This is a genomic window from Acidisoma silvae (genome assembly GCF_020618775.1).
In the GTDB taxonomy this organism is placed as follows: Bacteria; Pseudomonadota; Alphaproteobacteria; order Acetobacterales; family Acetobacteraceae; genus Acidisoma; species Acidisoma silvae.
This window is the reverse complement of the sequence record NZ_JAESVB010000002.1, coordinates 356,054-371,036: the sequence shown is the minus strand read 5'-3', so window position 1 is coordinate 371,036 and position 14,983 is coordinate 356,054. Positions and strand designations below refer to the sequence as shown.

General features: G+C 64.5%; 19 protein-coding genes. 2 read left to right on the top strand and 17 right to left on the bottom strand.

What is annotated here, in order from left to right; genetic code table 11:
• The first annotated feature begins 32 nt into the window (after positions 1-32).
• Positions 33-827 (top strand): phosphodiesterase, encoded by a 795-nt coding sequence (locus ASILVAE211_RS06305; RefSeq protein WP_227320448.1) that lies wholly within the window; start codon positions 33-35, stop codon positions 825-827.
• Here the strand turns inward: ASILVAE211_RS06305 and ASILVAE211_RS06300 are convergent, their stop codons facing one another.
• The 13 genes from ASILVAE211_RS06300 to ASILVAE211_RS06240 form a co-directional block, all read right to left on the bottom strand.
• Positions 828-1,871, bottom strand: coding sequence for a hypothetical protein (locus ASILVAE211_RS06300; RefSeq protein WP_227320447.1), 1,044 nt, complete (start codon positions 1,869-1,871; stop codon positions 828-830). It lies immediately after the preceding gene.
• A gap of 24 nt (positions 1,872-1,895) precedes the next feature.
• A complete protein-coding gene (locus ASILVAE211_RS06295; protein WP_227320446.1) occupies positions 1,896-4,451 on the bottom strand; it encodes a right-handed parallel beta-helix repeat-containing protein in 2,556 nt (851 codons plus the stop codon).
• Positions 4,452-4,454: 3 nt separating this feature from the next.
• Positions 4,455-4,937 (bottom strand): phage fiber-tail adaptor protein, encoded by a 483-nt coding sequence (locus tag ASILVAE211_RS06290; RefSeq protein WP_227320445.1) that lies wholly within the window; start codon positions 4,935-4,937, stop codon positions 4,455-4,457.
• 1 nt (position 4,938) lies between these two features.
• The gene (locus tag ASILVAE211_RS06285; RefSeq protein WP_227320444.1) at positions 4,939-6,180 is read right to left on the bottom strand and encodes a glycine-rich domain-containing protein; all 1,242 of its coding nucleotides are present in this window, start codon (positions 6,178-6,180) and stop codon (positions 4,939-4,941) included.
• Positions 6,181-6,189: 9 nt separating this feature from the next.
• Positions 6,190-6,864 carry a hypothetical protein gene (locus ASILVAE211_RS06280; protein ID WP_227320443.1) on the bottom strand — a complete coding sequence of 225 codons (675 nt, stop codon included), beginning with the start codon at positions 6,862-6,864 and terminating at the stop codon, positions 6,190-6,192.
• An 11-nt stretch (positions 6,865-6,875) separates the two neighbouring features.
• Entirely contained in the window at positions 6,876-8,000 is a 1,125-nt protein-coding gene (locus tag ASILVAE211_RS06275; protein WP_227320442.1) for a baseplate J/gp47 family protein, read from the bottom strand.
• A gap of 11 nt (positions 8,001-8,011) precedes the next feature.
• Positions 8,012-8,377 (bottom strand): hypothetical protein, encoded by a 366-nt coding sequence (locus ASILVAE211_RS06270; RefSeq protein WP_227320441.1) that lies wholly within the window; start codon positions 8,375-8,377, stop codon positions 8,012-8,014.
• 3 nt (positions 8,378-8,380) lie between these two features.
• A complete protein-coding gene (locus ASILVAE211_RS06265; protein WP_227320440.1) occupies positions 8,381-8,953 on the bottom strand; it encodes a phage baseplate assembly protein V in 573 nt (190 codons plus the stop codon).
• Positions 8,950-10,059: a hypothetical protein gene (locus tag ASILVAE211_RS06260; RefSeq protein ID WP_227320439.1), complete on the bottom strand. Its 1,110-nt coding sequence runs from the start codon at positions 10,057-10,059 to the stop codon at positions 8,950-8,952. The genes ASILVAE211_RS06265 and ASILVAE211_RS06260 overlap by 4 nt, the downstream gene beginning before the upstream one ends.
• A complete protein-coding gene (locus ASILVAE211_RS06255; protein WP_227320438.1) occupies positions 10,046-10,231 on the bottom strand; it encodes a hypothetical protein in 186 nt (61 codons plus the stop codon). Before ASILVAE211_RS06255 ends, ASILVAE211_RS06260 begins: the two co-directional genes overlap by 14 nt.
• Before the next feature lie 6 nt (positions 10,232-10,237).
• Positions 10,238-10,642 (bottom strand): hypothetical protein, encoded by a 405-nt coding sequence (locus ASILVAE211_RS06250; protein WP_227320437.1) that lies wholly within the window; start codon positions 10,640-10,642, stop codon positions 10,238-10,240.
• An 87-nt stretch (positions 10,643-10,729) separates the two neighbouring features.
• A complete protein-coding gene (locus tag ASILVAE211_RS06245) occupies positions 10,730-10,978 on the bottom strand; it encodes a hypothetical protein (protein WP_227320436.1) in 249 nt (82 codons plus the stop codon).
• Positions 10,979-10,997: 19 nt separating this feature from the next.
• Complete coding sequence (locus ASILVAE211_RS06240) at positions 10,998-11,282, bottom strand: hypothetical protein (RefSeq protein ID WP_227320435.1); 285 nt, start codon at positions 11,280-11,282, stop codon at positions 10,998-11,000.
• 217 nt (positions 11,283-11,499) lie between these two features.
• Between ASILVAE211_RS06240 and ASILVAE211_RS06235 the strand changes: the two genes are divergently transcribed.
• A complete protein-coding gene (locus ASILVAE211_RS06235) occupies positions 11,500-12,036 on the top strand; it encodes a hypothetical protein (RefSeq protein WP_227320434.1) in 537 nt (178 codons plus the stop codon).
• Positions 12,037-12,187: 151 nt separating this feature from the next.
• On the opposite strand, the gene ASILVAE211_RS06230 is transcribed toward ASILVAE211_RS06235, so the two are convergent.
• The 4 genes from ASILVAE211_RS06230 to ASILVAE211_RS06215 all read right to left on the bottom strand — a co-directional run bounded on the left by ASILVAE211_RS06230 (position 12,188) and on the right by ASILVAE211_RS06215 (position 14,972).
• Positions 12,188-12,490, bottom strand: coding sequence for a hypothetical protein (locus ASILVAE211_RS06230; protein WP_227320433.1), 303 nt, complete (start codon positions 12,488-12,490; stop codon positions 12,188-12,190).
• A gap of 167 nt (positions 12,491-12,657) precedes the next feature.
• A complete protein-coding gene (locus tag ASILVAE211_RS06225) occupies positions 12,658-12,957 on the bottom strand; it encodes a hypothetical protein (protein WP_227320432.1) in 300 nt (99 codons plus the stop codon).
• 8 nt (positions 12,958-12,965) lie between these two features.
• A complete protein-coding gene (locus tag ASILVAE211_RS06220) occupies positions 12,966-13,397 on the bottom strand; it encodes a hypothetical protein (protein ID WP_227320431.1) in 432 nt (143 codons plus the stop codon).
• A 15-nt stretch (positions 13,398-13,412) separates the two neighbouring features.
• Entirely contained in the window at positions 13,413-14,972 is a 1,560-nt protein-coding gene (locus ASILVAE211_RS06215) for a phage tail protein (protein WP_227320430.1), read from the bottom strand.
• Between the last annotated feature and the right edge of the window lie 11 nt (positions 14,973-14,983).

Below are 14,983 nucleotides of genomic sequence, written 5' to 3'. Positions count from 1 at the left end.
CGTGACAGTGAACAGGACGGAGCAGGCAGCCAGTGTTGATTGCGCAGATTTCAGACCCGCATCTGCGGCCAGGCGGGGCGCTGTATCAGGAGACGGTGGATTCGAACGCCGACCTTGTCCGCGCCATCGACCAACTCAATCGGTTTTCACCGCAGCCGGATCTAGTCGTGCTCACCGGCGATGTCGTCGATAACGGCTCGCCTGAGGAATATGCCGTCGCGCGTGATTTGCTCCGTGACCTGAAGGCACCGCTGCTCGTCATTCCCGGCAATCACGATGAGCGGGATGCGTTCCGGGCGGCCTTCCACGACCATGCCTATCTGCCGCCCGACGGCCCTTTGCATTACGTGGTGGAATTTGGAGAGCGCCGGGTGATCGCGCTGGATGTGACGATACCGGCTGAGCATCACGGGTTTTTCGATGATGCGGCGGAAGCCTGGCTGCAAGCGGCGCTGATGGCAGAGCCTGACCGGCCGACCATCATCATGATGCATCAGCCGCCCATCACGACGGGCGTGCCTTATCTGGATGACTATCGCTGCCTTGGTGCCACGCGCCTGGCCGCCTGTATCGCGAAGGCGCCTGGGGTGGAGCGTGTGCTGTGCGGCCATGTCCATCGTCTGATGCAGATGCGGTTCGGCGGCACGCTGCTTTGCACGGCCCCCAGCACCACCACGGCTATCGCTCTCCGGATAGACCCGGCGGCCGAGCCCGCCTCCTTCATCGAAACGCCCGGTTTTCTGCTGCATGACTGGCGGAATGCAAAGGGGCTGCTGACGCATTACCTGCCGATCGGAACCTTTCCCGGTCCTTACGATTTTGCGTGATCAGCCGACGCTGAAGGCGGGGCTGACGGCGGTGGTGGCGCCGTCAGCCGTCTCCACCCAGCCGTAATAGGTGCCGGCGACGGCCGGCATGGTCAGATAGGCGCCCCAGAAGGTGTCGCCATTGCTTTGCGTATTGACCAGCAGGCCGGCGGTCCAACTGGTCGGTGCTGTGGTGGCGGAACCTGAAATGCCGAATTGCACGGCCGTTGCGGCCGTGCCGGGGTCCAGCGTGGCGTTGACGCCGACGCCCGTTTGCCCAAGCGCATAGCTGCCGGATGGCATGGCGGCGAAGGTCAGCGTCGCCGTGCTGGCGGGCGGCGGGGTTGACCCGCCATCGCCGCTGCCTCCCGACGCAGCCGTGGTTCCGGCCCAGAAGACCAGATTGCCACCGGAATAGGTGACGGCGCTGAGATGCGCGGAGGTTTGCGCGGGCAAAGTGCCGTCCCCAGACCCCACGGTGATGCCGGTGCCCATGGTCACGCTGCCGGTGGAGAGGTTCAGCACGTCGCAGGCGAAGCCCGATCCCATATTCGCGAAATTGGCCGTCAGCGTCATCGGCTGGCTGCAAACCAGAATGGCGGCGTTATGCGCCGTCGCGTCCAGCACCGTATTCGTCGTCAGCTCGACGACGCGTTTCTGCGCGATAGGCAGTTTGGCGGCGATATAGGTCCAGACCGCTGCCATGCTTTGCTGCACCAGCGCGGTGCCGCCCTGATCGAGCGGAAAGCGGTCGGTGTCATGAATGATGCCGGCTGCCTGCAATTCCTCCACAGTCTGGCCATTGAGCAGGCCGGTCAGGGAACCGCCGAGGGCGATGGTGCTGCCTGCCATCACCAGGCCGCTGCCGAGCGTCACTGGCTCCGGCCCGCCCGCACCAGCCGATATGCGGCCCAGCAGCGTTCCGGTCGGCGTGACGATCGCAGGCTGCTGGCCGGCGAGCAGGGTTGCCAGCGTCACACGATTGGTGCCGTTGCCCTGGTCGATCGGCATGGTATCGGTGGGTGAAATCGCCTGCGCCGCAGGCAGGTTGGCGATTGTGGGCATCCTGAATTCCTTCCCGACGCAGCTTCAGGCGATGGCAACCCAGCCGGTATTGCCGGTACCCGACTGCTTGACCCAGAAGACGGAGCCTGCGCCGCCAGCGAGATTGCGATAGTCCGAGCCTGGAGGCGCGCTCATCGTGCCATTGGGCGACCCGTTACCGATGGTCGTCATGCAGCCGGTTGCCTGCGCATCATTGGCCCAGCGCACCGCACCCGCGCCCGCAGGGTGCAGGCGCAGATCGCCGCTGCGGGATCGCAGCGACAGGCTGCCGTCACTGGACGGCGCCACGTAATCCGTCTGCTGATAGCGGTTGGCGAACCATCCGCCGTTCAGGCCGACCCATTCGATCTCGGAATTGGCCGGCACCGTGATGGTGGTGCCAGACCCGGTCATCTGGCTGGGATTGCTTCCCGAGACCGCCCAGCCTGCCGCGACGCCGCAATAGATCGTCAGCCGCCGCCCGGTTGAGACCGGAATGCCGATCACGGCCGTGGCACTGGCCCCGCTGCCGCCACCACCGCTCAGCGTGACGGTCGGGGCCGATGTATAGCCGGTGCCGAGCGATGTCATGCGGAAGCCGATGACCGTGCCGTTGATGACGAAAGCGGTGGCGGCAGCGCCATTGCCGCCACCGCCGCTGAAGGTGACGCTGGGCGCCGCCGTATAGCCGCTGCCGGCCGCCGCCAGTTTCAGAAAGGTGACGTAGCTGGCGTAATTTCCGGCATTGAGCGACCGCAGCGACTGCACGGTTTGGGAAATATTGAGGATGCCGACGCCATCAACGACGTCGGGATAGAGCATGGAATAGAGCCCGGCATAGCGACCGCTTGTCGTTGTGCTGGGGTCGTAAAGATAGACGGAGGGCGCGCCATTCAGAAGATTGTCGTTAATCGCCACGCTATCGGTCAGCGGCAATAGGCACAGGCTGAGATCGGCACCGCTTGTGGTGATGAAATTGTTGCGCGCCACCTGCACGCTTTGCGGCCCGTCGATCAGCAGGATGCCGCCGCCGCCGGCCGGCATGTCGATGACATTCTCGGTGATGGAGACGCCGGTGGAGGCAACGCCGATCGGCGCGCCATCGGCCGTCGTCTCGTTATTGTAGATGACGACGCCGTAATAGCTGGCGGCGGCGATGGCATTGCCGGTGATGCGCGGTTCCCTGGCACCGCCGGCATTGATGGCGATGCGCGAGGTCGACACGATGTTGTCGGCGATCATCGTGAAATTGGCGGCGCCGGCATCGATGCCGAAACCGGCATGGTTGGAGACGACATTGCCCGTCACCGCGGAGACCCAGCAATTGGCAAGAATGCCGCCGCCATTCACATTGGCGCCGCCGTTATTGTAGACGACATTACCTTGAATATTCAGGTTATAGCCCTGCCCGACAATGCCGTATTCCGTATTGTCATGGACGACATTGGCGGCGATGACGCATAGCATGGCCTCTGCGCTGGTATTGGCTATCGTCGCGGGTGCCGCATCGGCATTGGCATAGTCACCGACCAGAATGCCGATCTGGTTGCCATAGCATTGATTGCCGCTGATGACGGCCAGGCGTGACTTGATTGTGCTGGCCGCGCCGGCAAGATCGACCGAAATCCCGGCAATGCTATTATTGTGGAGATGGCAGGCGGTCACGGTCAGACCGTCCACCGCCTGGGCGCTGATGCCGTTGACATTGCCGTAAGCCTCGCAAGCCGTCACCGTATGGCGCGCCGCCGCTGGGTCGGACGGGTTGAACAACAGGCCAGACCCGGCGACGGCATTTGAGAAGGTGCAGCGCAGGAAGGTCGAGCGCAGGCATGACGCAGCAACCGAAACCGCCGTCACGCTGCTCGCCAGACTGGTATTCGCGTCAAAGATGACGCCTTCGACATGCACGGCGGGTGCCGTGAGCGTCATCCAGGCCGTGGCCGCGCCCTGCGTCAACCGTCGGATCACCGTTTGGCCGGGGACGCCCAGAAGGGTCAGGGCAGCGGCATTGCTGAGCGAGAGGGCGCCATTGACGATATAGGTTTTGGGGCCGAGCCGGATCGGCCGCAATGTCGCGGCGGCGGCGGTGAAGGCGGCGCTGTCATCGGTCGTGCCATTGCCGAGCGCGCCGAAATCCTCCAGCGCTATCGCGTCGGCGGCATGGCTGCCCAGGCTGCGGGCGACGCGGCCACCCGTGGCGGTCATCTGCATGGGGGAAGCATCGAAACCGGGCAGCGTGGCGAGGCTGGACAGAAAGCTGCTGTAGCCGACCGATTTAGCGGTTCCGTTCTGCGACAGGGGGATCAGATCGGTGGCGGCGGGTGCGGCGCCGCCCGGCAGGCCGCCGATGACGAAAGGCGCGGGCGCCGACAGTGTGCCGTTCGCGAGCGTCAGATTGCTGCCGACCGTGATGGCCAGTGGAGCGCTGGCGGTAGCACCGCTATTGCCCAGAATGGCGCCCGGCGGCACAGAAATGACGGGCTGAAGCCCGGCCAGCAACTGCGCCCGCGTCACCTTGCGCGCACTGCCGCTTTGCGTCGTCATCAGTTCGTCGGTATCGGCACTCGCGACCGCAGCCTGCAACTGGTCGATCGTGGGCATCGGCTAACTTTCAATAAAGATGGGATTGCCGGAATTGTCCAGGATCGGCGCGCCGGTTTCGGTCATCAATTCCATGCCCAAAGGCGGCTCGCTGGAAAGCGCCAGACAGGGCAGATAGACCGTGCGCTGAAATCCCCGGCCGGCGACGGTCTCTATCGCCAGCGTGACCGCATAGGTGGTGCCGCTTTGCCCCGCCCCGAACCACAGGACCGCGCAACGACCGTCGGCAGAAGAACTGTTGAGCGTCAGATCGCCGGCCGCCGCCGGCACGATGGTGACATCGAGGAAAGCAATACTGTCACCGTCATCGCCCCACAGGGCCGGGGAAATGTCATAGGCATAGTCAAGCACATCGGCAGGGTCTTTGGCGGGCCAGGCATTGGCGCGATGCGCGGGCCAGGCGCCGCGTGGCCTGGGGCCGAAGCCGGTAATGCTCAACAGCCGGGCGGCGCTCGGCTTCCAGCTATGGTTCGCTTGCGTTGCCATTTCAATATTCCAGGATCACGACGCCGCCGGCGCCCTGTCCGCCATTGCCGGCGGTATTGTAGGTGCCGCCGCCGCCCGACCCCGGCGCACGGCCGTTGACGGCGGTATTGCCGGCGGTCGATGCGCGGCCGCCACCGCCATAGAGGCTGGCGCCGCCCTGGCCGCCGATGACGGTGGTGCTGTTCTGCCCGTCCGACCCGTAGCCGCCATAGCCGTTGAACTCGCCGCCGCTGCCCTGGCCGCCGGTGCCGCCGGGCGTGGAGCCGCTGTCCTGAAACTGGCCACCCTGGCCGCCCGTGGCGCTGAGCAGTGCGCCGAAACTGGAGGTGCCGCCGGTGCCGCCCGAGGCGCCGGTCGCACTGCCTGTGCCGCCGCTGCCGATGGTGACGGCGATGGTCGCACCGGGCGTCACGCTGAAAGTGCCGCTGGCAAACCCGCCCGCGCCGCCGCCGGCCCCGGCGTAAGTGCCGTCGGTGCCACCGCCGCCACCGCCGCCGCCCACCACGGTTGCGCGGATCAGCCGCACGCCCAGCGGCACCGTAAAGGTCGTTGACGCGGCATAGGCGACGCGGCGTGAAAATCCCGGTGTCAATGATGGCAGCTTGAAATTCAGGAAGGGCGCGGCTGGATGTGTCACGATATTGGCAGCAATGGCGGTGCTCTGGCCGTTATTGACGGTGATCAGATAAAGACCGGACCAGCCGGAATCGACCGCAGGCGCGGTCTGCGTGCCGGTATTGGCCGCAGCCCCTGCCTTCAATTGCAGTTGCACGCGTTCGATGCGTTGGGTGTTCTGCGCCGTGCCCGAATTGGCCGGACCCGAATAGGGTTGAGACGGGTCGGCCGCGTTCACATAGGGCAGCACGACCGGTGTGGTATCGCTTTCCGCGAAACTCGCCTCGATCAGATAAATCACGCTTTGGCCGGGTGTCGCGGGCGGCGTCAGCGCGAAGCTGACGGGTGCGAGATTGATGCCCATTTTGACGGTCTGGTCGGTCGCATCCGCTGACAATGACCCATAGCTCAGCGTATCCAGCGCACCGAATTGCGTGATCGACCCGGCGCCGACCGTCACGGTCAGAGACGCCGGCGTCGTCGGCTGACAGGCTAATCCATCGGCGACGATACTGGTTCCCAGAACGGCTTGCAGCGCGCTGCCGATCGCCACCATCGTATTGCGGTTGAGCGACAGAAAATCTGTGTCCAGTGGAATGGAGGCGGGATAGACGATTTGCCGGTCCATATGCGGTCCTCAATTGGAAAGGGCGGTCCAGGCAAGGCTCGCCGCCGGCAGGGATTCCACGACGGCGGCCAAAATCTGAGCATCCGTCACGGTGCCGCTGATCAGGCTGGCATTGCCCCAGGCCAGCGCGCCGCTGTTCCAGCCGCCAAGGGCGAAATCCGTATCGGCCTTGCCCCAGCCGCCGACATTGGCGATACCGCCGCCCTTCGGCCGATAGGCCGTGACGAAGCATTGATAGGGAAGATTGAGCGATCCCCAGCCGCCAGCCGCATTCCAGGCGAGACCTGCACTGCCATAGCCGCCTGTATCGGCGGCATTGGCGGGCTCAAAGACGAGCGGCGCGCGGCCGGTCAGCTCCGTCATATTGGCGATCAACGCGCCGCGCGTGCCACGCAGCCGGCGCAGGTTATGCAGAATGCGTGTTCTGAAGGCGGTATCGGTCTCGCCACTCTGCCTTGCCCAGCGAGTGCCGCCATAGTCCCGTGCAATCAGATCGAGCCAGCCGGCGGATGCCGTGGCAATCCTCGTCTGTCCGCGCACGAAGACAACAAGCGCGTAGAGCGATGCCCAGACGCTGGCCAGACCGTTGAGCAATCCGGCGAGAATTGGCGCATCATCGGTGAACCAGCCTTGCGGCAAAGCTGCGCGCAGCCTGGCGACACAATCCGCCTGATCACCAGTCATTCCATGGGCTTTCAGCTAATGGCAAGCGTGCCGAGTTTGATGACCGCGCCGGGGGCCGCCGTCAGGTCCGCAGTGCTCCCTTGCAGGGTCAGACCGGTCAGGTTCAGCACGTTCGGGCTGGCGTCATAGGCAAGCTGCGCGATGCGCGTATAGGGAAGGGGGGTGCCGACACCGAGCGCATCGACATAGGTTGTGATGGCAGCGTTGACGGCGGCAATGACGGTTGCGCTGTCGGCGCCTGCCGCCAAGGTGAGGGCGAGCGAGATATCGGCGGCGATGCGGGCCGGTGCTTGAATGGCAAAGGTCGAGCCGATAGGCCGCACGGCGTCGACGGCGCGCTGTACGCCGGCCAGCAGGCTGGCAGCAGGATTGCCGGACCCGTCATCCACCGTCACCACGAAATGGCCGGGCAGATAGTTGCCGGCGGCATCGGTATTTTCCTGCACCGTGCAGGAAAGGCCCTGCCGCAGGCTGAGAACGGCAAAGGTCACAGCTTGCAGGGTGGCGCGCGTCCGGCTGTCGATGAAGCCCTGAAAACGCAGGCGAAAGGCGTTGTCCGATTCCGCATCCAGCCCGCCGGTCAGCGCATTGGCGTTGCTGACCGTGTCGATCCCCGGAATGGCGCTGGCGATCATCGTGATCGTGCCGGGCTGGACATTGCCGATGGCGCCCGCAACGGCCGCCGTCACCGGCACGGTTACGGAGGCCAAGCCCGCACCGATGACATAGCCGGACAAGCTTGCTGACCAGGCCGCATTGCCCGTGTCTATTGTCACCGCAAACTGGCTTGCATTGTCGCCAGTCGTGACGGTAACGCCGACGGGAACAAAAGCGGTTTGCGTCGCGGTATAGCGGCTGAAGGTCACGCTGCCCTGTGCCGCGACGGCGGCCAGCCGGGTAAAGCCGAAATCGGCGCCGAAACTGTCGGCATCCGCGCCGCTGCTGGTCGCCAGCCGCGTCGTCTGCAACGTCAATAGAATCAGCCATTGCAGCCACAAGGCCAGAGAGGCATTCGCCTCCAAAATTGCGCGCAATACCGACCCGACGCTGAAATCCAGCAGCCGGGATGCGCTGGCTTGCACGGCGGCGGCGGCCTGTTCGACAAGCGTCGTGAAATTCTGAAGCGATAGCTGCATGATGGCGCCCTTCAAGCCGATACTGTGACGCCGACCGCCTGGGCGCTCGCGTCATTGGCATCGCTGTAGCTGACGGTGAGAGAGACGATGCTGCCATCGGCTTCGACGGTCACGGATGGGGCTGGGCTGCGCGCGACGGCGCTTTCAAGAAAGATCTGGCTTTTGACCAATCCGGCAATGCCGGTAGCCTGTGCCGGCTGTCCGATCATCGCCGGCAGGCCGGCGCCGTAGGTCAATTGCCAGATATAGTCTCCGGCATTGGTCAGTAGCCGGCGCAACACGCGCTGCTGCCCGAGGGCGCTGCCGCCGGCCGCAGCCAGATCGCCATGCGCCGCGACCGCGAGGTCACCGCCAAAGACAAGATCGAGGTCTGACATGCTTTAAGCCTGTGGGTTGGGTAGACCGGTATTGCCGGATCCGTTCTGCACGTCTGGATGGGTGTGCTCGTCATAGATCTGCCGCAACTGCTGCAGTGACCCGTGCGCGCCGCTCTTGTCCGTGATATCGCCGCTGACGGTGACATCGCCCTGAATATTCACCGGACCAAGCAGGTTCCAGACGGTCGCCTTGCCCTCGATGCTGCCGTCATTAAGCAGCTTCAGATAGGAGCCGGTGGCGTGGACAAGCCAAAACTCGCCCACCGGCGCGTTCGGTGGCATGGCCTGTAATGAGAACAGAGTCCCGAGCACGATGCCATGCTCGGCATGTCCCTCCTGCGCCAGAACAACCACCTGTTGGCCGGGCGATGGCAAGGCCACAATACCCCAACCGCCGCCGGCCCATTGGCTGCAGACCGGCAGCCAGCCGGTCAAAACGCCTTCCGGCTGCAATGTCACTTTCACGCAATAGCTTGTGGGATCGACCGATTGCACCAGCCCACAGCGCAACTGACCCGCCGCACCGCTGATGGCACTGGCCTGGGCGCGCATTGCATTCGTCCAGAGTTCCATCATGGATTTTGCACCAGCGGCGTATTCACGGCACGCACGGTTTGTACAAAGCCGTCCTGTAGCGAGACGCGGCGCAGGACTTCATCCACCACATAGGTCTGATCGAAAGCGGTGCCGGTGCCTTGTAGCGTCACGAGCGCCCGGGGGCTGAGTGACAGATCACCCGGCATGGTGGCGGTTACCACGCGTTCATGCCGGCTGAGATCGGCCAGCGTCAGCGCTGCCAGGTTCATCGCCTGCTCGGCGGTCAGATTGGGCCGCAGCAGCACATAGGTCGATGCGGTTGCATTGGTCGAGGTTCTGGCATTTCGCACGGTGCTGGACGCCGAAGCATGTACGGTTTGCGTGATCATTGTCTGCTGCCGGCTATTCCAGCTTTGCACGGTGACAAGGATATCGCGGGCAAGGGCCAGGCTGCGCTCCATCCGCAAGGCGGTCATCGTGCTGCAGCCGGTGCCGCCCGGCATCCATTGCCAGACCGCCGGCAGCTGTGCGGTGAGGGGCGGCGCGAAGGTCAGGCTTTGGCCTTGCACGAAAAGATCATAGCCTTCTGCTTCGGCCAGCGCGCAGAGCAAGTCCCATTCCGTGACAGTCTTGCTGGACTGATAGAGCGACAGGATGCTGTGGCCGTCCTGGTAATAGCGGCCGACCGGGGTTACGGTTGCAGTCACCTTGGGGTTCAGGCCATGACGCATGGCCAATGTCTGCGCTATTTCGCTGGCGGTCTGGTTGACGAAACTCTCCGCCGATAGCGTGTCGATCAGCAATGCGCTGAAATCCCGCCCTGTCAGTTGCACGGTGCCAGCCACCATGTCGATCGCGATTTCGTCGATCGGGCCCGTGATCAGGTTTTGCCAGATGGCTGCGACAGGCGGCATGCCGGCTGGTGCCAAGCCAACACGAATATCGGCCTGCGCATCCGTCAGCGTGCTGAAACGGGCGGCGGGGAAGGATGCGTCGCGCCCGAGTGCCAGAAGCAGGCGGAACCAGCCGGATATCTGGTGATTGCTGGTGCAGATTTCGGCTTCCTCAACGCCCGCCACAGCCTCTCCGTTGATCAGCAGCTGAATATGGACCGAGCGGGATTGCGCGCCGCTATTGATCGGCAATGCCGCCTCCAGCGGAAGGGTTCATCGGCGGCAGCATCAGCACCGTGACACCGCTCAGCATCGGGTCTTCCAGCCTGTTCAATTGCGCGATGCGAATCCATTGCGTCGCATCGCCCAATCTTGAGGCGGCAATATGAAAGAGGTCGCCGCCCGCGACCGTGATCGTGGTCATGCTGTGTCAGCTCCCGATTGCGGTCAGTGTGCTTAACCCGCGGCCGAGATAGGATTGCGCGGCGGTCAGCGATGCCAGCTGGCCTGCACTGGCCGTTATTGCGGTGACGGAGGCCGGGGCAGCGGTCGGTTCCGTGCCTGCCAAGCTGAGGTCGAAATCCGGCAAGGCTGCGCCCGTCGTGGCAACCTGCCCGGCCAGATCGGTCTGTGCGGCCGTCACGGCCGCAACATTCTGCCCATAGGCGCTGCTGCCGAGGGTGGTGCCGCCGGCTGTCGCTGTGGTAGATTGCGCAAGCCCCAGACTTGCGACAGGCGAGGGCAGAAGGCTCGCCGCAGTCGTCAGATCGGCAGCCACACTTGCTGCGATGGAGACTGCCTTGGCCGCCACGCCATAGACAAGATTGCTCTGCACCGAACAGCGCAGCTGATAGGGAATCCACCAGGGCTTGCGATAGTCGAAGTTCGCTTCAGCCAGAATGACGATGAAATACTGTTCCGATCAAAATAGCGGTACGGTCAGGCCCGAGATGCGCAGCGCGTCCAGAAGCTGGGCTTTGGTATCGGCATCCTGGCCGGAGATGATGCCGCTGAAGGTGATGTCGCTGTCGCTGCCGCCCAGCACATCGGTCACCCGGCCCCCGCCCGGCAGGTCATGCACGGCCAGGCGCTGGCGGCCGCCATAATGAATGGCAGTCGGAATTTCGAAGGCGCTCAGCGTATAGGGGCCGAGCGTGACGGTCGTTGTCATGGCAAAAATTCTCGAAAGGTCAGCCGGCTAGTCCGGGCCAGATGGGCGCCATGCGGCTATTGAAACGGCGTGCGCTTGTGGGCGGTCTGGCCGCCTGCCGGCCCATGGCGTCGGCAAGCCAGCGGCCCATCTGCGCGCCGTCGATGACCAGATCACCTTGCAGGCTTGCCGTTTGCGGCGCTTCCGGCTCGGGCGGCGGCCGGGTGTGCTCCGGCGGATGTGGCGGAGGCGGGGTGATGGCCGGTCGTGGCGTCGTTGGCGGGCGCTCAGCGGCAATCCTGATGGGTGTGGCGGCCTGCGACATCAAGGGCGGGGGCGCTGCCGGCCGGATGGGCGCGGCACTGACAACGGGCGCGATCCTTGGTCGTGGCGAGGGCGTCGCCGCGGCTTCCTGTTGTCTTGCCTCCGGACGTTCTTGATCAGCGGACGCGAACACCTTTGGCTTCAGCGGTTGTGGTGCCGATGGTGCGGCGGGTGCTTGCGGTGTCAGCGTCACCGTAGGCGACGGCTCTTTGGGTCGCATGATGGACAAGGCGACGCGCTGCGCCGGCAACGGCGGTGTCGGCGCCGGACGTTGGATGACGGGGGCGGCCGGCGCTGTCGCGCGACTGGGTGCTGCGATAGCGGGTATTGGAGGTGTATCGGGTGGCTTGGGAGTGGCGACGGTCGGCGGTGAAACGCGGGCCGGCTGGGACGGCGGGACAGACGGCTCACTCTGTGGCGCAGGCTTAGGCGGCATAGCGGGCGTCAGGCTAATGGCTAATTTCGGTCTTGGCGGTGCCCCCGAAGACGGGGGAGTGACCAGCGGCGACGGCGTTAAAGGGGCAATCTGCGAACGCGGCGCGGACTGTCTCACAACCTCGGCCGCGCGCGGCGCGGGCAACGCGGCAACCGGCCTGCTTTGCCACATCGGCGGCGCTGGGACGGCCGGCCTGATCACCGGCGGCAGCCATGCCGGCCCCGCGACAGGGGCGGCAAGCGCTGCGGTTTCGATGGCGGCAGCTGGCGGCGCCGCAGGCCGTTCGGCCGACGCCTTATTTACGGATGGTGCGTGGTAGCGCGGCAGATGAGTGGTTGCCAGTTTTTGCATCTGCGCCGCGCGATCACCGGTCGCCCGATCAAAGGCGGCCAGATCCTGTTGCAACCTGCGCAGCCCTTCCGCCACGCCATTGTCCAGCACCAGGGACAGGCCGATGCTCTCGATATCGCTCAACCGACGTCCCTTTCCAGTTGCGCGGTCAGCGCGTCACGAAGCTGTCCGCGATCCTGCGCGGTGGGGTCCAGAAAAGGCTGCGGTGCGTGCGCGGCATCCCCCTGTTCCCGACGGATGAGTTCCCGCGCCGTGATGGAGAGGCGCAGCCGGTCTGGCGCTGTCTGTGTTATGGCGATGGCGTCATCCGGCGCATCCGCGCGCTGCAATGCGGCTTCCCTCAGATGCTGCACGGCGGTTCGCAAAAGGCTCTGGCCGATCTCATCCCAGTCCAGCCTCAGCAGGCGGCGCAGGTCGTGCATCTTTCAAGCCTCCCAACCCAGCCTGTCCCAGTCGTAGCGGCCGCCGTCCATCTCTCCCAAGGCGACGGTAAAGGCGCGCCGGTCGATCAGCGGCAGCGAAAAGGCGATGTCGAAGGGCACCCCGCTCTTCACGAGAAAAAGGCACTCGATCAGATCGCGGTGCCGGCTCAGTTTCCCGCTTGCTCTCGCACCTCGTCATCGCTCGGCGAAGGGTCCAGAACGGCGCCGGCAGCGCGCAGCCCGGCATCGCCCAGCCTCTGAATCAGGCTTTCGATCTGGTATTCGTTGGCCGGTGTCGGCACCGGCACGCCGTCAATGGCGGTGACGGCGCAAGCGACCATGGCCATCCCGAGATAAGGCTGGTTTTGCGCCAGAACGGGCCCTACGGATTTGAACAGGCGCAACTGGTCCAGCACCTGGGGCTGGCGCACCGTCAACACACGCCCGGTCACGTCGATCGTGTCCATCTGCGTGTTCATGATACGCGGCTGCGGCTGGTGGCAAAAAATTCCAGCCGCTGCTTCACGCTGGCATCGCCCTTATACAGACCGGACGAGGCGAGCTTGAAAACGACCGTGCTGAACTGATAGGTGGACGTCGATCCGTCCACCTCGTCGATATATTGATACAGCGTGCCGGCGGCCGGCGTGGTCCCGGCCAGATAGCTCTGCTCGATCTGCGCCAGCATGTCGTCGGCGGCAGAAGACCCGCGCTCCAGATCGAAAGCACCTTCCCAGCCCTTGGGTAGTTCCGCGCCCAGCATGGTGCCGTCCATCCTGTCGACCCGAATGGCCGCCGTCATCTGCCGGCTTTCGAAACCGGTGACATGGTCCAGGTCGACGCGACCGAAAGGCCCCAGAACGACAACCTGGCAGTCCTTGCCTGTGGAAAAGCTGTTGAGAGCCATGGTGCCTATGCTCCGTTACAAATTGGGGCGGCTCGCCAAAGTCTGGCTGGTGATCTGCACCGTCTGACCGCCTTCGACATTGACGATGAATTTCTCATTGATGCCCTGGTACTGAACCTGGACATCGGCCTGCACATAGCCGAGCGCCGTGCGGCTGGCGGGGTTGTTGGACAGATCGCAGACAACAGAGAAGGGCTGGCTGCCGTCGATGCTGCCCAGCAATCCCTCCGTCAGCATGGCTTGCAGGAAAGACAGTAGCGTCGCGCGGACGTTCTGGAACAGCGTGCTGTTGATGACCTGCCCGACGTAAAGCCCCATGCCGGCAGAGAGCGTAGCGGCGATGTAATTCGTCATCCGCGTATAATTGTCGCCATTCACGGCGGCGTTCGACGAGGAATTATGGCCGCAGCGCACGCCCCAATAGCTGCCGCCCGGCTGCGGATTGCAGATGACGTCGATGCCGTTCTGAAACAGCAGCTGAAGCTCGGCGCTGGAATAGGTGCTGGCCTGGCCGGAACTGACGGTGCCGCTGCGCTGGCTGCCGGCAATGCTGTACAGCGCCTTGTTGAGGCTGGATTGCTCGGGGGAGAGATTGATCAGCCGCCCGGCCGCGAAGCCTTGCGGTGACACCAGGCGCAGTTGCGCGTTGACCTGATCATTCCAATACAGCCAGTCGCCGAACATCAGCTTGGCGGCATAGCTATCCAGGCCGGCGGCCGCCTTGATGCTGACGGCATTCTCTGTCGTATCGCCGGAAGGGCCGGTCAGGATCATATAGATCCCTTCCGACAGGCCGAACTCCGCCTGCACCGTATATTGGCTGCTGTCGCTGGCATCCGCCAGCAGGGCGACGGAACAGCCTTGGCCGCGCAGGGCATACATGCCGGTGCGAGGCACGCTGTCCTGTCCGATCAGATTGGCGGCGGTTACAGCGCTCGCGCCGTCAGTGCCCGGCGTTCCGGTCACGAAACTGATGCTGCCGGTAACGGGCGCGGCCGTCCCACCGGCATAGATGGCCGTCACAATCTGGGATGCGCCGCGCAACGGCCCGTTACCGGTATTGATGGCGAGAACCATGGCCTGCCACAAAGCAGCGCCCGTGCCGGTGATATTGTCGAAGACCTCCGGCGTATTGCCGGGCAGGGCGATGGTAATGCGCGTGCTGCCGGCCTGCGATCCGGCCGAGAGCGAGACGCCAATGCCATTGCCGTAACTGCCGGTGTGCAGCGCCGTCAGCGTGATGGCGCTTTGCACGGTCAGCACCGCTGGCGTATCCGTGCCGTCCGTCACCCGCACGCAGCGGAAATTCTGCGCGCCCTGCTGCACGGCTGTGGCCAGTTGCGTGCCCATATCAAAAAGGCGCGGCATGACAGGGCCGAAGCCGGTCGCATATTGCGCCATGCTGCCGATGATCACGGGCTGGCCGACCGGGCCCCAACTGGCGCTGCCGACGATGCCCAGAACATCCGTCGGCACACCGTTCAGCAGCAGCGTCTGCGGCGGCACGATCTGCACGTAAAGATCAGGCACCACCAGAGCCGTCGTGTTGATGGCGCCCTGTTGCACGATGGGCATGGGACTTCCTT